At 59.9% G+C, this 20,614-nt stretch carries 18 protein-coding genes and 1 pseudogene; 10 read left to right on the top strand and 9 right to left on the bottom strand.

All coding sequences use genetic code 11. From position 1 onward, the window contains the following. Positions 1 to 9 precede the first annotated feature (9 nt). A complete protein-coding gene (gene gudD / locus FEM01_RS22570; protein ID WP_138221661.1) occupies positions 10 to 1,365 on the top strand; it encodes a glucarate dehydratase in 1,356 nt (451 codons plus the stop codon). 344 nt (positions 1,366 to 1,709) lie between these two features. Here gudD and FEM01_RS22565 read toward each other — a convergent pair whose 3' ends face one another. Beyond that, positions 1,710 to 2,597, bottom strand: a complete 888-nt coding sequence (locus tag FEM01_RS22565) for a LysR substrate-binding domain-containing protein (RefSeq protein WP_138221660.1) — start codon at positions 2,595 to 2,597, stop codon at positions 1,710 to 1,712. 100 nt (positions 2,598 to 2,697) lie between these two features. On the opposite strand from FEM01_RS22565, the gene FEM01_RS22560 reads away from it, so the two are divergent. From FEM01_RS22560 to gabP, 3 genes are all read left to right on the top strand, one after another. After that, positions 2,698 to 3,648, top strand: a complete 951-nt coding sequence (locus FEM01_RS22560; protein WP_138221659.1) for a 2-hydroxyacid dehydrogenase — start codon at positions 2,698 to 2,700, stop codon at positions 3,646 to 3,648. Between the two features lie 147 nt (positions 3,649 to 3,795). Beyond that, positions 3,796 to 5,139 (top strand): MFS transporter, encoded by a 1,344-nt coding sequence (locus FEM01_RS22555; protein ID WP_138221658.1) that lies wholly within the window; start codon positions 3,796 to 3,798, stop codon positions 5,137 to 5,139. Positions 5,140 to 5,639: 500 nt separating this feature from the next. Next, positions 5,640 to 7,031: a GABA permease gene (gene gabP, locus FEM01_RS22550; RefSeq protein ID WP_138221657.1), complete on the top strand. Its 1,392-nt coding sequence runs from the start codon at positions 5,640 to 5,642 to the stop codon at positions 7,029 to 7,031. Positions 7,032 to 7,097: 66 nt separating this feature from the next. On the opposite strand, the gene FEM01_RS22545 is transcribed toward gabP, so the two are convergent. Further along, a complete protein-coding gene (locus FEM01_RS22545) occupies positions 7,098 to 8,063 on the bottom strand; it encodes an alpha/beta fold hydrolase (protein WP_138221656.1) in 966 nt (321 codons plus the stop codon). Positions 8,064 to 8,615: 552 nt separating this feature from the next. On the opposite strand from FEM01_RS22545, the gene FEM01_RS22535 reads away from it, so the two are divergent. Both FEM01_RS22535 and FEM01_RS22530 read left to right on the top strand, forming a co-directional pair. Next, positions 8,616 to 11,021, top strand: coding sequence for a TonB-dependent siderophore receptor (locus FEM01_RS22535; protein WP_138221655.1), 2,406 nt, complete (start codon positions 8,616 to 8,618; stop codon positions 11,019 to 11,021). A gap of 167 nt (positions 11,022 to 11,188) precedes the next feature. After that, complete coding sequence (locus FEM01_RS22530) at positions 11,189 to 12,250, top strand: restriction endonuclease (RefSeq protein ID WP_138221654.1); 1,062 nt, start codon at positions 11,189 to 11,191, stop codon at positions 12,248 to 12,250. A 257-nt stretch (positions 12,251 to 12,507) separates the two neighbouring features. On the opposite strand, the gene FEM01_RS22525 is transcribed toward FEM01_RS22530, so the two are convergent. Further along, positions 12,508 to 13,179 carry a hypothetical protein gene (locus FEM01_RS22525; protein WP_100413783.1) on the bottom strand — a complete coding sequence of 224 codons (672 nt, stop codon included), beginning with the start codon at positions 13,177 to 13,179 and terminating at the stop codon, positions 12,508 to 12,510. A gap of 169 nt (positions 13,180 to 13,348) precedes the next feature. On the opposite strand from FEM01_RS22525, the gene FEM01_RS22520 reads away from it, so the two are divergent. The 3 genes from FEM01_RS22520 (at position 13,349) to FEM01_RS22510 (ending at position 16,380) form a co-directional block, all read left to right on the top strand. After that, positions 13,349 to 14,806: a hypothetical protein gene (locus tag FEM01_RS22520; RefSeq protein ID WP_138221653.1), complete on the top strand. Its 1,458-nt coding sequence runs from the start codon at positions 13,349 to 13,351 to the stop codon at positions 14,804 to 14,806. A 48-nt stretch (positions 14,807 to 14,854) separates the two neighbouring features. Beyond that, complete coding sequence (locus FEM01_RS22515; RefSeq protein WP_100413785.1) at positions 14,855 to 15,085, top strand: helix-turn-helix transcriptional regulator; 231 nt, start codon at positions 14,855 to 14,857, stop codon at positions 15,083 to 15,085. Between the two features lie 335 nt (positions 15,086 to 15,420). Then, entirely contained in the window at positions 15,421 to 16,380 is a 960-nt protein-coding gene (locus tag FEM01_RS22510) for a YagK/YfjJ domain-containing protein (protein WP_138221652.1), read from the top strand. A gap of 121 nt (positions 16,381 to 16,501) precedes the next feature. On the opposite strand, the pseudogene FEM01_RS22505 reads toward FEM01_RS22510, so the two are convergent. The 3 genes and pseudogenes from FEM01_RS22505 to FEM01_RS22495 all read right to left on the bottom strand — a co-directional run. Continuing rightward, positions 16,502 to 16,748 (bottom strand): annotated as a pseudogene (locus FEM01_RS22505) (transposase); the annotation flags it as partial. 95 nt (positions 16,749 to 16,843) lie between these two features. Continuing rightward, positions 16,844 to 17,662 carry a hypothetical protein gene (locus tag FEM01_RS22500; RefSeq protein ID WP_223849187.1) on the bottom strand — a complete coding sequence of 273 codons (819 nt, stop codon included), beginning with the start codon at positions 17,660 to 17,662 and terminating at the stop codon, positions 16,844 to 16,846. 16 nt (positions 17,663 to 17,678) lie between these two features. Continuing rightward, the gene (locus FEM01_RS22495) at positions 17,679 to 18,065 is read right to left on the bottom strand and encodes a hypothetical protein (RefSeq protein WP_138221651.1); all 387 of its coding nucleotides are present in this window, start codon (positions 18,063 to 18,065) and stop codon (positions 17,679 to 17,681) included. 137 nt (positions 18,066 to 18,202) lie between these two features. Here FEM01_RS22495 and FEM01_RS22490 point away from each other — a divergent pair, with 137 nt between their 5' ends. Continuing rightward, positions 18,203 to 18,550 carry a helix-turn-helix domain-containing protein gene (locus FEM01_RS22490; RefSeq protein ID WP_100413789.1) on the top strand — a complete coding sequence of 116 codons (348 nt, stop codon included), beginning with the start codon at positions 18,203 to 18,205 and terminating at the stop codon, positions 18,548 to 18,550. Between the two features lie 354 nt (positions 18,551 to 18,904). On the opposite strand, the gene FEM01_RS22480 is transcribed toward FEM01_RS22490, so the two are convergent. Genes FEM01_RS22480 through FEM01_RS22470 form a run of 3 tightly spaced genes read right to left on the bottom strand, consistent with a single transcriptional unit; the run spans position 18,905 to position 20,547 of the window. Beyond that, a complete protein-coding gene (locus FEM01_RS22480; RefSeq protein ID WP_100413791.1) occupies positions 18,905 to 19,114 on the bottom strand; it encodes a hypothetical protein in 210 nt (69 codons plus the stop codon). Positions 19,115 to 19,127: 13 nt separating this feature from the next. Continuing rightward, on the bottom strand, positions 19,128 to 19,625 hold the full coding sequence (radC, locus tag FEM01_RS22475) for a RadC family protein (RefSeq protein ID WP_138221650.1): 498 nt from the start codon (positions 19,623 to 19,625) through the stop codon (positions 19,128 to 19,130). Further along, positions 19,597 to 20,547, bottom strand: a complete 951-nt coding sequence (locus FEM01_RS22470; protein ID WP_100413793.1) for a hydrolase or metal-binding protein — start codon at positions 20,545 to 20,547, stop codon at positions 19,597 to 19,599. The genes radC and FEM01_RS22470 overlap by 29 nt, the downstream gene beginning before the upstream one ends. Positions 20,548 to 20,614: the final 67 nt, after the last annotated feature.

The following is a 20,614-nucleotide window of genomic DNA, read 5'->3' as shown; positions in this document are numbered from 1 at the left end:
ACAACAATCATGAACATGCAGACAACCCCCAGCGTTCACGCCTCAACCCCGGTGGTCACCGACCTGCGGGTGATCCCGGTGGCCGGCCACGACAGCATGCTGCTCAACCTCAGTGGAGCGCATGGCCCGTACTTCACGCGTAACGTCGTGGTGCTGCGCGACAGTGCCGGCAACACCGGTCTTGGCGAGGTGCCGGGCGGCGAAAAGATCCGCCAGACCCTCGAAGACGCCCGCAGCCTGGTGGTCGGCCAGCCGATCGGCCACTACCAGCGCGTGCTCAACGCCATGCGCCAGACCTTCGCCAATCGCGACTCGGCCGGGCGTGGCCTGCAGACCTTCGACCTGCGCATCACCGTGCACGCGGTGACCGCCATCGAATCGGCCCTGCTCGACCTGCTCGGCCAGCACCTGAACGTGCCCATGGCGGCGCTGTTGGGCGAAGGTCAGCAGCGCGACGCGGTGAAGATGCTCGGTTACCTGTTCTACATCGGCGACCGTCAGCAGACCAACCTGGCCTATCGCAATGAAGCGGACGCGGACGATGACTGGTTCCGCCTGCGCCACGAAAAGGCCCTGACCCCCGAGGCGGTGGTGCGCCTGGCCGAGGCGGCCAAGCAGCGTTATGGCTTCAGCGACTTCAAGCTCAAGGGCGGCGTGCTGCGCGGTGAAGAGGAAATGGAGGCGGTGACTGCGCTGGCCGAGCGCTTCCCCGAGGCGCGCATCACCCTCGATCCCAATGGGGCCTGGTCGCTGAAAGAGGCCATCGCCCTGTGCCGCGACAAGCATGCTGTCCTGGCCTATGCCGAAGATCCATGTGGCGCCGAGAACGGCTATTCGGGGCGTGAAGTGATGGCCGAGTTCCGCCGTGCCACCGGCCTGCCGACTGCCACCAACATGATCGCCACCGACTGGCGGCAGATGGGCCATGCAATCCAGTTGCAGTCGGTGGACATCCCGCTGGCTGACCCGCACTTCTGGACCTTGCAGGGGTCGGTGCGGGTGGCGCAGATGTGCAACGACTGGGGCTTGACCTGGGGTTCGCATTCGAACAACCACTTCGACATTTCGCTGGCGATGTTCACCCAGGTGGCTGCTGCGGCGCCGGGCGAGATCACCGCCATCGACACCCACTGGATCTGGCAGGACGGCCAGCGCCTGACCCGCGACCCGCTGCGTATCGTCGACGGCCACGTGCGCGTGCCGCAGCGGCCGGGGCTGGGGGTCGAGCTGGATGAGGACCAACTGGCCAAGGCGCATGAGTGCTACCGCAACATGGGGCTGGGCGCGCGCGATGACAGCGTGGCGATGCAGTTCCTGATTCCGGGTTGGACGTTCGATAACAAGAAGCCTTGCCTGGTGCGCTGAGCAGACCTGTAGGAGCGGCCTTGTGTCGCGGCGGGCTGCGCAGCAGCCCCAGGATCCTGGCATCATGCGAGATTGCCGGGGGCTGCTGCGCAGCCCTTTCGCGGCACGAGGCCGCTCTCATAGAACTACACATAACTTGTTGATTTAGAAGGAATCTGTGGGAGCGGGCTTGCCCGCGAACACCGGCAAAGCCGGTGCCATCCACCGAGTCGCCTGCTTCGCGGGCAAGTCGGGGCGCCGAACCGCCGCTCCCACAGGGTACGCGGAGCGCTTGCGAAATCAGTTCTCTGCGCGACAGCGCAGCCCAAAGGGCTGGGTGATCTCCTACAACGACTGTGTATTGCTTATCCTGCCTCGAAGAACGCCCGTGCCATCGAGACGAACGCTCCCAGCACCGGGTTGGGGTTGTCTGGGCAAAATGCCAGGAAAATCTCCGCTTCCTGGTCCGTCCCGGCCAGCGTCCTGAACACCACCTGCTGCATGTGTAGCGCCTGCGCCGAAGCCGGCACCACCGCACAACCCAGCCCGACATTCACCAGCCCCAGAATCGAGTGCGTCTGCCCCAGTTGATGCAGGTAGCGCGGTTGCACCTGATGCCGGGCGAACAGGTTGGCGATACGGTCGTGGAAGTAGCGGCCTTCATTGGCGCTGTACATCACGAACGGCTGTTCATGAAAGTCCACCGGCCGCAGCCGTTCGCGGGCGCTCAGCACGTGACCGGCGGGCAATGCCGCAAGGAACGGCTCGCGGTGCACCGGCAGGTATTCCACCCGCGCGCTGGGCAGCACCTGGCGCACCAACCCCACGTCGATCAGCCCGGCTTCGAGGTCATGCACCTGTGTGCTGGAGATCCGCTCGCTGAGCACCAGCTCGATATCGGGCAGGGTCTTGCCGGCATGCACCAACAGGCGCGGGATCATGTTGTAGGCGCCGACCGCAGTGAAACCCAGGGTCAGGCGGCCCGCCTCGCCATGCGCGATGCGCCGCGCGGCATGGCGCGCCGATTCGCTGATCTGCAGGATGCGTCGGGCATCCTCCAGGAACGCCTGGCCGGCCAGGGTCAGGCGGGCCTGGCGGTTGTTGCGTTCGAGCAGCAATACCCCAAGGGCGTGTTCGAGCAATTGGATCTGCCGGCTCAGCGGCGGCTGGGTCATGTGCAGGCGGGTGGCAGCACGGCCGAAATGCAGCTCTTCGGCCACGGCCACGAAACAACGCAACTGGTGCAATTCCACGATTCAATTCCTGGATTATTCGATGCGGCATCTATATTAGACCTGTATCGAGTGCCGGCCTAGGATCGAGTCATGAACTGAGAACTGCCGGATACCTGAGATGACCCTTCCCACTATCGACGTATTGCTGACCCAGCCCGTACCCGACGCCATCGATGCGCAACTGACCAGCGCTTATCAGGTGCATCGGCTGTACCAGTACGACGACCCGCAACGACTGCTCGCCGAGGTCGGCCCGCGTATTCGCGCGGTCGTCACCGGGGGCGCCAAGGGCCTGTCCAACGCATTGATGGACCAGTTACCAGCACTGCAAATCATCGCCATCAGCGGCATTGGCACCGACGCTGTGGACCTGCGTCACGCCGCCAGCCGGCGCATCCAGGTCACCACCACGCCGGGCGTGCTTACCGCCGATGTGGCGGACCTGGCCATGGGCCTGATCATCAGCACCTTGCGCCGTCTGGGCGAGGGTGAGCGGCTGGTGCGCGACGGTCAGTGGGGCACGGTCAACCTGCCGCTGGCGCGCAAGGTCAGTGGTATCGAACTGGGTATCGTCGGCCTTGGCCAAGTGGGCAAGGCCATCGCCCGCCGCGCGGCAGCGTTCGACATGCGCATCGCCTACAACGGGCGACGCGAGCAACCTGAGAGCGGCTATCGCTACGAGCCCGACCTGATCGCGCTGGCGCGCTCGGTGGACGTGCTGGTGCTGGCCGCCTCCGCCGATGGCGGCCAGGTGCTGGTGAACGCCGAGGTGCTCGATGCGCTGGGGCCGCAGGGCTACCTGGTGAATGTGGCGCGGGGCAAGTTGGTGGACGAAGAGGCATTGGTGCAGGCGCTGCGTGAGCGGCGTATCGCTGGGGCTGGGCTGGATGTATTCGTCGATGAGCCGCATGTGCCGCCAGCCTTGCGCGACCTGGACCACGTCAGCCTACAGCCACATCGAGGCAGTGCCACCGAACAGACCCGGTTGGAGATGGGCGCCATGGTGCTGAACAACCTCAAGGCCTGTTTTGCCGGTGAGGTGCCGCCGAATCGAGTGAATCAACGCTAGGGCTCTTTCGCGGGTACTGCACAGACCTTTTGAGCGTGGGAGCGGGTTTACCCGCGAATAGGCCGGTACAGGCAATAAAAGGCCCCAAGGGGCCACACCTTCTTTCCACAAGAACAATCGCTTCCATCGAGAAGCAAGAGGGTCCATATGCACAGCAAATCCGCCGTCGCCGCCACCCAGGCTGTGGCCAGGATCGGTCGCCATCGCTTTGTAGTTCTGGCGCTGATCTTCGTCATCACCGTCATCAACTATGCCGACCGCGCCACCCTGTCGATCACCGGCACCCAGGTGCTGAGCGACCTGGGCTTGGACCCGGTGATGCTCGGTATGATTTTCTCCGCGTTCGCCTGGGCCTACGCCTTGGGCCAAGTGCCCGGCGGCTGGCTACTCGACCGCTTCGGGGCGCGCCGGGTGTATGGCTATAGCCTGATCCTCTGGTCGGTGTTCACCCTGCTGCAAGGCACCGTAGGCTGGATGGGCCTGGCCGGCGTATCGGCAGCGGTGGCGCTGTTCTCGATGCGCTTTATGCTCGGCCTGGTGGAGTCGCCGGCATTCCCGGCCAACTCGCGCATCGTCAGTTGCTGGTTCCCGACCCGCGAGCGCGGCACTGCCTCGGCACTGTTCAACTCGGCGCAGTACATGGCGGTGGTGGTGTTCGCGCCGTTGATGGCGTGGATGACCCATACCTTGAGCTGGGAGCAGGTGTTCATCTGGATGGGCGTGCTCGGCCTGTTGCTGGCGGTGCTGTGGTTCCGTCTTTACCACGAGCCGCACAGCGCACGGGGGCTGAGTCGCGAAGAGTTCGACTACATGCGTGAAGGCGGCGCGTTGGTGGACCTTGAGAAAGAACGCAAGACCGCCAAGAGCAAACCCACCCGCGCCGAGCTTGCGCAACTGTTCACCAGCCGCAACCTGTGGGCTGTGTACCTGGGCCAGTACTGCATCACCGCGCTGACGTACTTCTTCATCACCTGGTTCCCGATCTACCTGATCAAGGGCCGCGGCATGAGCATCATGGAGGCGGGCTGGGTTGCCGCGCTGCCGGCGATCTGCGGCTTTACCGGCGGCATCCTCGGCGGCTTCGTTTCCGACTGCCTGATCCGCCGTGGCGTGCACCCGTCCAAAGCACGCAAGACGCCGTTCGTGATTGGCATGGGGCTGTCCACCAGCCTGGTGCTGGCCAACTACGTGGACGGCAATGCCGCAGTGATCGCGCTGATGACCTTGGCCTTCTTCGGCAAGGGCCTGGCAGCGGTGGGCTGGGCAGTGCTGTCGGATGTGGCACCGAAGAAAATGGTCGGCCTGTGCGGCGGCGTATTCAACGGGATCGGCAATATCGCCGGCATCGTCACCCCACTGGTAATCGGCTACGTGGTGGCCAGCACCGGCTCGTTCCACAACGCACTTTGGTTCGTGGCCGCCCATGGCGTGCTGGGGATCTTCGCTTACCTGCTGCTGGCCCGGCGCTTCGAGCGTACTGGGCAGGCGTAGGCAGACGCCGGCAGCAGAGCCCCGGGAGACCGGGGCTTTTTTGTGGGCGGGCGAAACGACGCGGGTTTTTTGGGGGGGCAGTGCCGGCCCGTTCGCGGGTAAACCCGCTCCCACAGGGCTCGCGTAGATTTCGAGCACTGCGTAGTACCTGTGGGAGCGGGTTTACCCGCGAATGCTCCGGCACTGGCAGAGCATATTCCAAGGCAAAACAAAACCCTCGAATGGAAGGCTGGCGTGATCCGGCATGCCATTCACGACATCTGGCGTGAAGCGGCATGCGTTGTCGTGATCGCGCACCTTCGAGGCGTTCTCGAATAATTTCACCGGGCCCGGCGCTGTTTGAATGAACGCCGAACTTGCCGGTGCGTTGCTCTGTGAAAGCGTGAACAAGGTCAACAACAGAGCGTGAGCGACGTATCATTCTGTTTCATTTCAAGGAGATACTGCTTCGCCTACGCCTTCTGCCCAATCCTTGTGTCAGCAAAAAGAGAACAACATCAATGAACACCGTGGGAACTGATGGCAACCTTGCACAAGGTTTCAAGCCACGTCACGTAACGATGCTGTCCATCGCCGGGATCATCGGCGCCGGACTTTTCGTGGGCTCCGGGCACGCCATCGCGGCGGCCGGCCCCGCTACCATCCTCTCCTATTTCGTGGCCGGCACACTGGTGGTGCTGGTCATGCGCATGCTCGGCGAAATGGCCGTGGCGCACCCGGACACCGGCTCCTTCTCCACCTACGCCGACCAGGCGATTGGCCGCTGGGCCGGCTACACCATTGGCTGGCTGTACTGGTGGTTCTGGGTATTGGTGATCCCGATCGAAGCATTGGCCGCAGGGCACGTGCTCAACGCCTGGTTCCCCCAGGTGGACAGCTGGATCTTCGCCCTGGCCTCGGTGCTGCTGCTGGCCTGCACCAACTTGTTCAGCGTGGCCAAGTACGGTGAGTTCGAGTTCTGGTTCGCGATTCTCAAGGTGACGGCGATCCTTGGCTTCATCGGCCTGGGCTTCGCGGCGCTGATGGGCTGGTTGCCCCAGCGCGAGGTCAGCGGCCTGAGTACCTTGATGGCTGAGCACGGCGGTTTCGTGCCCAAGGGCTGGTCGGCGGTGGTGGGGGCGTTCATCACCGTGATGTTCAGCTTCATCGGTACCGAAGCGGTGACCATTGCCGCGTCCGAATCCAGCGACCCGGCGCGCAACATCGCTAAGGCCACCCGCTCGGTGATCTGGCGCATCAGCACCTTCTACATCCTGTCGATCTTCGTGATCATCTCGGTGGTGCCGTGGAACGATCCGCAACTGGCCGTCGTGGGCTCGTACCAGCGTGCGCTGGAGATCATGAACATCCCGAATGCTGCGCTGATGGTCGACTTCGTGGTGCTGATCGCGGTGACCAGCTGCATGAACTCCTCGATCTACATCGCCTCGCGGATGATGTACTCGCTGGCCAAGCGCGGCGATGCGCCGGCGCTGCTCAAGCACACCTCCAAGGTCGGCGTACCGCGTGCGGCAGTGTTCGGCAGCACGCTGATCGGTGCGGCCATCGCCATCCTCAACTACTTCGCGCCCAAGGGCGTGTTCGAGTTCCTGTTGGCCAGTTCCGGCGCCATCGCGCTGCTGGTGTACCTGGTGATCGCCATTTCGCAATTGCGCATGCGCGCTCGGCTGGAGCGTGAAAACGCCAACCTGAAGTTCCGCATGTGGCTGTTCCCGTACCTGACCTGGGCGGTGATCCTGTTCATCAGCGCGGCGTTGGCGGTCATGATGTTCACCGAGGAGCACCGCGCCGAGGTCAGTGCAACGCTGAGCCTGGCAATCGTGATTTCGTTCCTGGGGATCGTGACCACGCGTGGACACAAGCGCGCGGTGGCGGCCAGCTCGGTGGGCTGAGCGAATGGTGTGACGGGAGGGAGGGGCGCCGCGAGGTGCCCCTTTTTCGTTACGTGCGCAATGGCCTCAGAACAGCTGATGGGCAACCGCTGGCGCTGCGAACAATTGCGCAGCACTGTGTCCCACACCCGGCACCAGGAATTGACGATGGGCAATGGCCACGCCCCAGGCTTGTGACAGGAAAGCCTCGTAGCGCATATAGCCAAGCTGGCGCTCGACCCGATTGCGCCCCTGGACTTGCGCGCCGCAGCGATGGTCCATGACCTTGCTGTCGGCGTGGGTGTCGCGGGCGCCGACCAGGTAGGTCACGTCACGCGCGGCGTAGCGTTGGAGCAGTTGGCGCGCATCGAGCCGCTGCCGCGTGAGATAGGCCGGTGGCTGTTCAAGGCCATAGCGATAGCGGTTGTAGTCGGCACACAGGCCGTTGTCGGTGAAGCCATCGCCCTGGGGCCGGTGAGGGTCCAGGTACAGGTACGACGATGGACTTGAAACCCCATAGCGCACCTTGATACCCAAGGCTTGCAGGCGTTGATCGCCCGTACCCAGCAGCGCATAGCGCTGCATCAGCTGGGCGCCGGCCGAATGGCCAATCAGCACGATTTCCTTCAAGTGCGGGTAGCGCTGCCGGTCGGCCAGGTAAGCCAACAGGTCGTCCAGCACGCTGAAGGCGGCAATGCCGCGCTGGCCAGCGCTCGATTCGCTGCCCTGCATCCAGCCATCCTTGGGCCACAACGGCATGCTGTCGCGGGCGAGGGGGTCTTGGGTGGTGAGGAAGTTGGGGGCCAGCAGCAGGGTGGTCGAGCGCTCCAGGCCGGCGTTGTGCAGCAGCACTTCGCCGCTGCGGTAGTAATCCTCGGCATTGCGCCGCACGCCATGCACGATGATCACCGCGCGCGTGGCCTGTGGCTGGGCGAGGTTGGCGTAGGCGAGCAGGTCGTAACCTCGGCCTTGCCCAAGGTGCAGGATGTGCGGGGCGGCGTGGGCGCTGCTGGCGAGCAGGCACACGCAGAGGGTTATCCACAGGCGTGACATGCGAGCGTTTCTCCCCGGCGCCCTGGTGGGCAGGTGAACGTCAGCTTACCCGCCCAGGGCTCTGGCCAGCATGAAATACCGCGCTTGGTTAGGGCTGCTTTGCAGCCCATCGCGGCGCAAGGCCGCTCTCATAGAACTACACATAACTTGTTGATTTAGCAGGGACCTGTGGGAGCGGGCTTGCCCGCGAACACCGGCGAAGCCGGTGCCATACACCGAGTCGCCTGCTTCGCGGGCAAGTCGGGGCGCCGAACCGCCGCTCCCACAGGGTACGCGAGCGCTTGCGAAATCAGTTCTCTGCGCGACAGCGCAGCCCAAAGGGCTGGGTGATCTCCTACACGACCGCGCAAGCCAACATTTACAGGCTAGTGCGAAATGTGAGCGGCCTTGCCGGAGCGCCGGACCAGCCGGAAAAGGCCGCTCCTGCACGACCCTCGTAACGCAGCGGCGACACATCAATAAAAATAAATGAGGTGATTTCTCATTCTCGTTCGGCATCTAGGAAAGGCCGGAATACAGGCCAGTCTGCCGATCCCATTACGGAGCGAGAAAATGAGTTCGTCCCCGGTTCCACAGCGCCACCCCCTGAGCCGTGCCATCCAGGCGGCCGCCTTGGGCCTGATCGTCGCCAGCCATGCGCTACCGTCGCTGGCGCAAACCACGTCCGCCGAACACCGCCAGCAGGCCCAGTCGTGGAACATCCCTGCCGGCGCGCTGGGCCCGGCGCTCGACCGCTTTGCGCGCGAGGCCGGCATCAGCTTGTCGTTCGACGCGGCCAGCGTGGCGAACCGCACCACGCGCGGGGTGAGTGGCACCTTCGATACCGCGAGCGCCCTCTCGACCCTGTTGCAGGGCAGCGACCTGCAAGCCGAGCAACAGGCGCCGCAGGCCTACCTGCTGGTGCCGCGAAAAAAGCCTGAAGGCCCCCTCGAGATCGGCGCTACCGAGGACTACCGCCTGGCCCCGGTGATCATCAACGCCAAGGTCAAGGTCGATGCCGGCGACGACATCAACTCGGTGGTGGCCAAGGAGCTGTGGGTCGGTGGCAAGGTCGCGACCAGCATCCTCAACACCCCGGCCTCGGTCTCGGTGGTGACCCGCAAGGAGCTTGAGCAGCGCAGCGTCAGCACCACCGAAGAAGCGTTGCAGTACACCCCAGGCGTGGTCAGCGACTACTACGGCACGGACGACCGCAACGACTACTTCCAGATCCGCGGCTTCCAGGCCACCACTTACCGTGACGGCCTGACCCTGAGTTCGATGCGCGGTGTGCGCGAAGACCCGTTCGCCTACGAGCGCATCGAAATCCTGCGCGGCGCCAACTCCACCTTGTTCGGCCCCGCCGACCCAGGCGGCTCGGTGAACTTCGTCACCAAGCAGCCGCGCTTCGAGCAATTCGGCCAGGGCTACGTCACCTACGGCTCGTACAACCACCGCGAAACCGGCATCGACGTGGGCGATGCGCTGAACGATGACAAGACCCTCGCCGGCCGCCTGACCGCCAAGCTGCAGAACAGCGACCGCGAGTACGAGCACTCCCAGGACGACAACCGCTTCATCATGGGCGGCCTGACCTGGGCGCCAACCGACTACACCTCGGCCACCGTGGTACTCGACTACCTCAAGACCAACAGCTCGCCCAACAGCGGCGGCTACCCGCTGGACAAGGAATACGACCGCGACAAGTTCTACGGCGAGCCCAGCTACAACTACCACGACGTTGAGCGCACCAGCCTCAGCGGCAACATCACCCACGACTTCGACAACGGCTTCGTGCTGCGCAGCAACCTGCGCTACAGCGAGCTGACCGACAACTACGGCTATGTCTACCTGAGCGACTCCGCCGGGCGCGTGGGCAGCAGCATCCCGCGTTACCTGCTGGGCACCGACAGTGACGCCAACCAGTTCAACGGCAACCTGATGCTGCAATACGACGCGCAGTTCGAGCACGTCGACAGCAGCACCCTGGTGGGCGTGGAGTACCTCAACTCCGCGACCAAGGAAACCTCGGTGTACGACAGCGTGTCGCCGATCGACATCGCCAACCCGGTGTTCACCGGCGTACCCGCCACCCTCACGCCCTATACCGCGACCAAGAACGACGTCTCGACCAAGGCCGTGTTCTTGCAGCAGAACCTGTCGTTCTACGACCGCTTCATCGTCACCGGTGGCGTGCGCAAGGACGCGATGGACCTGACCAGCAAAGGCTACAACCTGTTCTCCACGCCGACCCAGATCGATGAGCGCGACCACTTCAACGAAACCTCCTATCGCGGTGCGCTGACGTACATCGTCAACGATGAAGTGTCCACTTACGTGAGCATGGTCGAGTCCGTTTCGCCGCCTCAAGTGGGCGTGACCCCACAGACCGGTCGGCAATACGAAGTCGGTGTGAAGTACTCGCCGATGAGCATGGACGCGATGTTCTCGGCCTCGGTATACGACCTGACCCAGGAGAACGTGAGCATTGCCGTGGTACTGCCGAGCGGCATCATCGAGCAGCAGACCGTGGGCGAGTCGCGCGCACGCGGCCTGGACCTGGAGGCCAAGGCGCAACTGACCTCGCAGCTCAGCCTGGTCGGCGGCTATTCGTACATGGACTCCGAGGTGATCCGCGGGTCGCTGTATGACGGCAGCTCGCTCAAAGGCAACGAGCTGACCACCGCGCCGAAGCATTCGGCGTCGTTGTGGACCTATTACGATGTGCCGGGGACCGACGTGAGCGTCGGGCTGGGTGCGCGGTATGTGGGGGCGTACTTCATGGACGCCGCCAATACCAAGCGTACGGATGGGACCACGCTGTTTGATGCGGCGTTCAACTACAAGATTGCCAAGGGGACGGACTTGGCGATCAACGTGAGTAACTTGTTGAATGAGCAACATGTGGTGGGGTCGGGGACGGCGAACTACTACAACCCGGCGCGGGAGGTTACGGCTAAGGTGAGTTATAGCTGGTAAGGGTTGGGTGTGATTTGGTGAGAAGGGAGGTGCCTGCTGAGAAGCGGGCACTTTGCGTTTTGGGAGGGGGCATTTTGCGCGAAGCCATCGATGCGGCATCATGCTGCCTGGACTGCGCGCCAGAGGAGCGTTTCTGGCAGTGTCGCGCAAATTGAAGAGGAAGCACGATGTCGATCCCGGATTTTCAAAGTGTCATGCGCCCAGTGCTGGAGGTTGTTCGCGACGGTGCCGCGATACCGCTCAGCGCGCTGCGTGAGGCCATCGCTGATGTGTTCCAACTCACCGAGGAGGAGCGCAAAGAGCAGCTGCCATCTGGGCATCAAACGGTGATCAATAACCGTGTGGGTTGGTCCAGGACATACCTCAACAAAGCAGGGTTGTTGACTATCCCGAGCAAGGGCATGGTGCAGATCACTGACCGAGGTCGCCAAGCGCTAGCCAACGGCCCAGCACGCATTACCGTGGCGTGGCTCAAGCAGTTTCCAGAGTTCGCCGATTTTCATACCAGCAGGCCCCAGGTTACCGAGGGGCAGGGTGTGATGGGCCGTGCAGTTATCGAAAGCACCGAAGCGACCCCTGACGAGCAACTGGCGGATGCTCACCAAGCGTTGATGCAGTCACTCGCTGAAGACCTGTTGGCACAGGTGAGGGCTGCCAGTCCGATTTTCTTTGAACAGTTGGTGGTCGACTTGATGTTGGCCATGGGCTACGGCGGTTCGCGCAAAGAGGCGGGCAAGGCCACCCAGGCGACCAATGATGATGGCATCGACGGGATTATCAACGAGGACAAGCTTGGGTTGGATGTGATTTACCTGCAGGCCAAGCGCTGGAGCAACACGGTGCACCGGCCAGAGATCGACAAGTTTATCGGTGCATTGACCCGGCAGCGGGCGCGCAAGGGCGTGTTTATCACGACCTCGGATTTTTCTGTGGGGGCGCGAGAGGCGGCGTTGGGGTTGGATATTAAGGTGGTGCTGATTGATGGGGTGGAGCTGGCTCGGTTGATGGTTGAGCACAACTTGGGGGTTAGTGTTAAGCAGGTTTATGAGGTGAAACAGGTGGATAGTGATTATTTTGCTGGGGAGGGCCGGGGTAATCTGAAAAGAATTCCTATCTTATTGAAAATAAAAGATAAATTAAGATTTTATTTTTCTATGGAATACCTTTTGGAATACCGCTTCGCAAAATCTGAAATCAGGACTATGAAGTCGAATGGAAGGGGCTCGTAGTCGACCTCATGCGTTGACCTGGTGCTTCGGACCAGCAACGACACCGATTACTGTGCCAGCCTGGCTACCGGCCAGAGCAGGACCGGCGCCAGGAGCGGCACCACCTATAACACTGACCACGGCGGCGATCTTCAACTCATGGCGGAATGAAGTGACTTTGGGGGCAGCGGAGGACTGAAATGACTTGGCTTGAGACTCCGTGGCGGGGGCATTGAAGTGATCTATGACTTAGATCTTCCGACTCGCGTGATGCGTTGTCATACCCTCGTCTGGAGGAAGTCCCACTTAGTCACGGCCGTTTTGATGGCCTTCTTGACGGCCTTGGTCTTTTCCTTCGCAGTGTCGGCCAGCATGGTCTGATCCACGCTGATGTCGGGATGCTCCGCCCCAAGAGCCAGCTCCCAGATCGAAAGGCGTGTCGCGAGCATCTGGATTTGCCTCATCGCTTCGTGGTGTTTGACGCTGAGTAGCTCGATGCGCTGTTTCGCTCGTTTGCGTTCAAGTTCGCGAACTTTCTCAAGCCGTTGTTCCCGCTGCCGGTGTTCCTCAATCAGCTTTTCGGATTGATTGAGGGCTTCGTCCACGAGGTCGCTCTCGCTCTTGCTCAGCTTCTCTGCATTTTGGCGCAGGGCCTTCTTGGTTTTAGTTGGCAAGGCAAAGGTGCAAATTATTTTGCCGTTCTCAGATGAACGATACCTGTGCTGGCGCAGGGCATTTCTGAGGCGTTTTATAAAGTCACGACCGCGCTCAGTCCTCGTGAGGTGTCGAATGATCTCCTCAATGACCTCATGGCTGGGTTCCCTGTCCCTGAGGATGCACCTGATGTCCTCGGCAATCGCCTCGCTGGCATTACCGTTCATGTAATCGCATACCCACTGCCATTCGGCGTTCTCTTTTTTCAGCCAGCGAATCTTCTCTGCTGTTCGCACCGTAGCTCTCCATCTCCCCCTGAAAGTGCCGCCCAGGTGTGGGGCGGCGTTCGGACTGCTCTATTTTTCTGAAAAGTGTTACGCGTGTATGTTATCAGTAACACTAAATAAAAACTGCTGTGAAATCTACAGGGTGTAAAATATCTGTTTTTTTGATTCTGGACGCGACATGGCTCTGTATTTTGAGCGAGTTTCAACGGTGGTTTCCGCGTGTGGCCCGGATGCCCGCTTTCTGCTGGAGGTCATCATTGCTGGATCGGAGCACAGGCATGAGCAATGGCAAGACCTCAGCGTAAAGTCGCTTGCGAAGCACCTTCGCTTGGATGAGGCGGTCGTTTCCGCTGCGTTGAGCGAGCTGGTCGATGCGAGTGTGGTGGAGCGATGTGTCGCCCCTCGGAATGGACTCAGAGGGCGTGGGAAGGTCACCTACGCACTGTGCCTGGGTAATGAGCCCGAACTAGCAGATCGCACTTATCCGCAGCACGCCGAGCTATTGCAGGCTTTGTTCTCCGGAGCGGATATGGTCTTTGCTGTTCTCGGAAGCGAACTGGGCAAGTCTAGGAAGTCCAGAGAGTTCGGCGAGGAGGCAGCCATTGCACGGCCTGCGAAGGGAAAGCGCCAGCTTCTCGGAAGCCGTGGGCGATTGAGTATCCGCAATCGCCTGCTTTTCGCGGTGCTGCTCTCACGCTCAGATCAGTTCGGTGAAGTGCAGGTAGGGCTCCCAGAACTGGCGAAGCTCACGGGCATGCAACCTGAGCAAGTGAAAACTCGCCTTGTTCGCCTAATGATGCTGGGGCTGATTCGGCGGCATATCCCCGGTCTGTCGAGCAAGGTTTTTGCCGCAGGCAGGATCGAGAGCAGTTACTTTCTGAATATCGATGCTGTCGCACCACAGGGGGCCATCGCCGTTCATATAACCCATGACTTGGAGGGCAAGGCGTACACCCATGCGGACGTGCTGCGCGGTGATTGTAAAAATGCAAGGGCAGGGCAGCTACATGGGATTGAAACGCCCGCCAGTCTTCTTCGCCTCTTGATGGGGCAGCCGGGGAAAGTCTTTTTCCTGTTTCAGTACTTGCTCTGTCGGTACGCCTCTCACCTGCTCTCGCGACATTGGCAGAAATTGGCTTCGGATAAGCCGATTGAGGACGCTGAGTTGAGGGCGTGGATTGAGAGGGATTTCATCAAGGCGCCAAAACCTGCGCTGGCAAGCGAAATCGATCCCGAACTGAAAGCGGGAAGAAGTGGCGAAGCGGCCAGTGATCTGAAGGATGGTGCGGGCGGCGAGGCAGGGCAAACCTGTGGATGCATCTACGCATTGGCAATGGAGATTGCGCGCGAGTATCGAGTGCGATTCGGCCAGGCGGACTGGGTAGATTTCGAGGCAGAGGCAGCGGATATTCGCATTCTTCCGAACATGAGCGATTTCGGTTACCGCGCGATCACGATCCTGTTTCAGCCCATGCTCGTGGGGCTTGGGCGTTTTTCGGTGCTTCGTGAGGTTAGTCGGGGAGTGGTGAATATCGGATCGGAAGCCAGTGACGCGGAGTTCGACTTGCAGCGCCGCTTGGATTTCGGTTTGGTTTGTTTGCCTCGCAAGGTAAGAAAGGCGTTCGGGCTGCAGTAAAAAAAACCTCTGCATGCAGATCCTCTGAGCTAACAGAGGAGCCTGCTCATGAGGATCATTCGCCTGAAAGAAGTCATCGATTCGACCGGCCTGGCCCGGTCGACCATCTACAAATACATCTCGGAAGGCACCTTTCCGAATTCTGTGCCGCTGGGCGACCGTTGCGTTGGCTGGGTCGATAGCGAAGTACACGACTGGATTCTGGCAAGGATTGAGGAGCGTGACTTGGCAGAGGGTGCAGCGGTACGCCCCAAAAGCCACTTGAGTATGGCCAACTAGAAACGATCATTTGCGCCATGACTGGCTGAGCCTAGTCATGGCGCTTATGCCGTCTGGGAGGCGGCATTCTCAGCTAACTTACCCAGTCTGCAATTTAGAGAATCCCTCGGCTGGCCCGGTCATATTGCTCCTCATTACCTGGCCAGCCTGGGGCGATCACTGGGGCTGGGAGCGGGATCTAGTTATATAGCTCTAGACTATCAGCCAATGACCACTCGATAGGCGGAGTTCTAGTAACTACACAGGCACTGCCACCCTGCCTCTGGGGTAGGTCATCGGTTAATAAATACACAGCCGGTACTTGGTATGCGATACCACTCACCAGGTACAGAACCATGACCAAACGAAACACCAACACCCTCCAATCCCAGTCCGATACCGCCATTCGAGTTGAGCGTCTCGTCAACGCCATCCAACGTACCGATAGCCAAGCCTTCCGAATCACATACTCAAAGCACGGTGATGAGCAGATCAGGGAGACCAAGCTGTCAAAATACTTCGATAGGATCGTGCAAATGGTCGCGTTGTTCGAGGGCGATGCAGACTACCGGTACAGTTGGCACCTGAATCTTTTCCAGGAAGCCTGCCAGACCATTGGGATAGAGCGCAGTCCCTTTGGTATTACCTGCTTGAGCGCGGACGAAACGCGCTATCTGAGCACCAGCGAGACGCTGAACGAACTGACCAAGACCGTCCGTACTCTCCTCACCCAAAAGCGGTATACCCGTCAGGAGCACGATCAGCATTACCAGGCGGCTCAGCAGGAGGTTGAGGTCGGTCGCTATGTCGACGCTGTGCTTGATCGCTACGCCCGCACCTGCGTAGTCAGGGTTGATCTGTATTATCGGGCAGAGGTCCGGGCGAGATTGCGTGCTGAGCATGTATTCGATGACCTGGATCGGCTCATCGCTGAACGTGAACGCAATCCGATCTTCGACCATGAGACCGGCTACATCTGCTGTGTCGAGCAGGGGGAGGATCGCGGGTACCACATCCATGCTGCGTTCTTCTTCAACGGTGCTAAAGTGAGCGCTGATATCTACAGGGCTCAGCGGATCGGTGAGTTGTGGGAGCGTATTACCCGTGGTCAGGGTTACTTCAACAACTGCAACCTCGACAAAGATAAATACCCAGATAGGCTGGGGCTTGGCCTGATCCATAGGCGGGACGTGGATACGCGGGCTGACGTGCATTACACGATGCGTTATCTAGTCAAGAACGATCAGCATCTGCGACTCAAGCCAGTAGGTGCGCGTTGCTTACGTAAGGGGCAGGCAAGGAGGTGTCTGGGATGACTAGGGAAACTCCGAAAAAGTTGCCTTGAGCGCGCTATGAGCAGCGCTTTGGTGCCCCCGCCCCCGTTTTTTTCAACCGTCAATCGGCTCAAAACCAAGACTTTGCCTTGATTCTTACCCGCTACATACGCACCTTTTCCGCAGTGCTCAATGCTACCGGCGTGCCATCCGCAGATTCGATAGCGCAAAGAGCGTCGTGAGTTGCGCCGTATTCTTGGCCTAGCCAAGAAAGCGAGTATTTACATAGCCGAACTGGCGTTTGATCACCCGGAGCGGGTGCTCCACCTTCGCACGCAACTGCGCCTTGGCCTTTTCGATTTATAAAGCACGCTGCGTTTACCCAAGTGCTTGTAGGTGTTGCGTCGTGCACCGGTCAGGTAGTCAGTGCTGACTTGATAGGAGAATCCCTTAACTGAGGATACAAAAAATAAAAGGCACGGAAACATTCCGTGCCCTCGAGTATTTAGTGAATGCCGACAGGTTTGTCATTCTTGTCGTAGCAGATCGGATGCTCACAATATCCGCCTGCGTTTAGAACTTCTAGTTCGTAAATTTCTGGAAGGTACTGCTTAAGCTCCGCCTTAGCTACTTTGTTTCCGTTGATAGTGCACTCATCGTCCGCGCGTGGGTTGCACCAAGCTTCTTTTACTTCGATATTTTTTGTAGGCTTTGTCATGGGCTTTTCTGCAGGCTGAGGGGGCGCGTCACTAGAAGAGCCAACCTCAGTTTGCACGTCAAGGCTGTACGCTCCGATAGTGTCTTTTACACTCGTAGAACTGATGCCGTGGTCGAGTAAAAATTCTTGAAGTATTGTTCGGGCTTGCGCGTAGGTAACATCTTTCCCCTTTTTGTGGGGGCCACCATCCATGCGATAGGCAATCGGATAGCCATCCTTGCTTTCATATATGTAGTAGTAAATGGACAGGGTAAAGCTGAGGTCTTGTCCGTACATCCCATAGACGCCGGAGCCATTGGACGCACGACAGGTCCCTCGCTGGCATGCGCCGCTTATCTGATTACTGAAACTAATGTTACGCTGCTGTTGGGCGTCCCACGTGGTAATGTTTCTAGGTAGGGTGTACCAAGTGCAGCGATAAAATTTTGCTCCATACTGATTCTTGGCCTCTGCGCAGGGAATTGCATAAGGTAAATCCTTCATTGATTTTTCGTTGGGTAGCGTGCTTGGGTATAGATACCCGTAGTCAACATCCGCTTGAGCATTAAGAGAGAGTAATAGTGTTAAGAAGCCTGCTGCTTTCAGTATGCTTGATTTGGCTTTCATGTACTTGAGTCTGCAATTATTTGAGAAGGTTTATTTGCTTTTTGTTTGTCCGTTTTTTATAGGCTACTTTGAGCTTTTTATTGACGTAATCTTTTACAATCTCATAGTCCGGGTCGTAAGTTGCGAGCGTATGGCCCACCCCCGCTGCTGCGGTCAATGTGGCAATGGCCAATGTGGCGGGTGTAGATACCACGCTAAAGACTGCACCCAGGGCTCCGCCTTGGATCAGGGATCCTTTGACATCTGTCCTGACTCGGCACTTCATGCCGAGGGCTTCTATCTTGGTTTCTACCAGCTTGATCCCTTCCATGAAATTTCCTCTGAGGCCGACTACCTCGAAGGATGATTTGCCTCTCACGAGGCCTTCAATCTGCGCTTCATTCAGACCAGTTACGACGATCATGGTGCTTTGTGCTCCCTGCTTGGGATTTGAAATGGCGAGAAGGTCGAATACCAACCTTTAGGGTTGAGTCTCGGTTCGCAAGGTCCTTCATGTCAACAGGTTGATGGCCAACCATTCAGGTTGATCTGGAGGGCGGCATGTCAAAAACCGATTCGAAGCAGTTGGCTGAGGTTGTGGGCCAAGCGATTGCGCGCCAACGAATGCGTTGTAAGCTGAGTCAGGAACAGGTCGCTGAGCGATTGGGTATCGGTAGTGAAGCCGTATCACGTATCGAGCGCGGGGTCGTTATGCCAAACGTGGAGCGTCTGGTTGAACTCGCTTCGGTTTTCGGCTGTGAGACAGCTGACCTACTGACCGAAGGTAGCTCGCGCCCGGAGGATCAGGCGCGCCGCCTGCAGAACTTACTATCTATCCTGACGGCGGATGATCGGGCACTGGTGCTGGAGATGGTGGAGCGTCTGGTGGAACGTCTCAGCCGCAGCTGAAGTTCTCCTAGTACGCGACAGCAGCTTCGAATAGCGCACCACAGCGCAGGCAGGGGCAATCGAGGCGCCGGAAGTGGAAGTCGGCGACATCCTCTGCCGCATCCAGTGCGGCAGGATAAGTCGGGGTAATCGCTGCCAGTCTGTTCATGAGCATGTCACGATGGCATTCTCCGGGTGTGCTTCGAGCGCACCGAGCCGCACCATCGATCAACCCGACCAACAGTGCAAGGCCCTTGGCGGCGTCACGGGTCATGACGGCCCTGGACTCGCAAATCAAACATGGTCTGTTCATCTTCATGCTTCCTCGGGAGGGATAGAGCAGCCAGGGTTTGCCTGGCTGCTTATGGTGGAGGGTCACTGCAAGGAGGTGGGGGGCTTTGTCGGTGCTTTCTCTGACTTCTGGAACACTTTCAGCAGTCGGCAGAGGATCCAGCACGCCAGCAGCACCGCGATCAGCAGTGGCGGAAAGCGCATCATCAGAATAACCAACAGCAGGAGCGCCACGCAGCCAGCGAGAATGCCAACGAACATAACCACGGCCGCGAAGATCCGTAGTAGCGACATCTTCGTTTTCTCCTTACAGGTGACCCTGTTCTGCCAGCGATAGGCAGCCTTCGCGACCGACGATGATGTGATCCAGCGTCCGCACTCCAACCAGGCTCAGTGCCTCCTTCAGTTTGTGGGTCAGGTTGCGGTCCGCCTGACTGGGTTCAGGATTCCCAGAGGGGTGGTTGTGCACCAGGACCATGGCTGCGGCGTTGTGCTCCAATGCTGCCTTGACAACCTCGCGTGGATAGACGCTGGCACCGTCGAGCGTGCCTCGGAACAGTTCCTGGAAGGCTATAACTCGATGTCGGCTATCAAGGTGGAGAAGGGCAAAAACTTCATGCTCGTAATCGCTCAACAGGGCCTGCAGGTGGCTGAACACCGCCTTCGGTGAGGTCAGTGCTCGCCCCCGACGCAGACGTAGATTCGCCAACTGGCGGGCCATCAGCAGGATGTCGGTTTCGGTGACTGGCGACTCGATCAGGTAGGTGCCGCTCGAGTCACTGGCTTTTAGTTTGTGCAGGCGCATGGCCGGCTCCTTGGCGGTGATCAGTCGGTGGGATGTGGCGCTGGGCTTGCGTCTCCAGCTTCTCGGCTAAGCTGTTTTTCGCAGATCGTTGGGGAGGGTTGGCGGTTGGGGATTGGCTTGCCTCTGCGGGGTAGAACTCCTCGACGATGGTGCGGGTATCCTCCTCACTGTCCTCGAACGCGCCATTGGCGAAGCCGCGCTGCGCCGCTTCATCCAGCGCGTCTTGATCGAAGCCTGTCGCTTGCCGCTGCGAATCGAGCTCACTGGCGGCCAACAGCGCCTCGGCCATGTCCATGCCGCCGCGTACTGTCAGGTCGACGTAGAAGATTGGCGTCCCATGGCTCTGGCGGGTGGCCTTGCCCCGTAGGCGCAATTCCAGCGGCAGGCATGCCAGGCGGTTGCCGGAGATGGCCTGGAAGTAATGCAGCCGGGCGGCGAGGGTGCGGATGCTGTTGAAGCCGGTAGTGCGAAACATGAAGCTACCTAGCGGATCCTCATCGCCAATGATCACGTTCAGTCGTCCGTAGGGCCTACAGGCATTACCTTTGGCCAATGGGCAGGCATCCGGCGAGGGACAGGGTAGGGATTGCATACCGTCTTGGGTGACGCGCTTGCAGGTCTCGCCGTTGCCCACGCACAGCGGTCGTCCGGACTGCCGATCAAACAGCGTGTAGTCGGCACGAAAGTTCAGCTCAGGCGCGTTGAACAGCAGACGAACTGGAATACTGCGCAGCTTGTCCTCCTGGGATTTGCGCAACTCGTCGTTGAGCGGGTGCAGCAGCCAGCCATCCTTGTTCTGTACCTGCGAGGTGATGGTGAACTGGTCGTCTTTCTCCGGTAGGCGCTTGCCGTTCTTCTCGACGACCCTGCCGATGGAGATGCGCCCCAGCACGGGCGGGGTGATTGCGAGGCCTTTCAGCATGGTGGTTCTCCTGGAAACGAAAAAGCCAGCCCAGCAGTGCGAACTGCGGGCGCTGGCCAAGGGGAGG

It is taken from the genome of Pseudomonas mosselii (genome assembly GCF_005796105.1).
GTDB classification, from domain to species: Bacteria; Pseudomonadota; Gammaproteobacteria; order Pseudomonadales; family Pseudomonadaceae; genus Aquipseudomonas; species Aquipseudomonas mosselii_C.
This window is presented reverse-complemented; position numbering and strand designations above follow the sequence as displayed.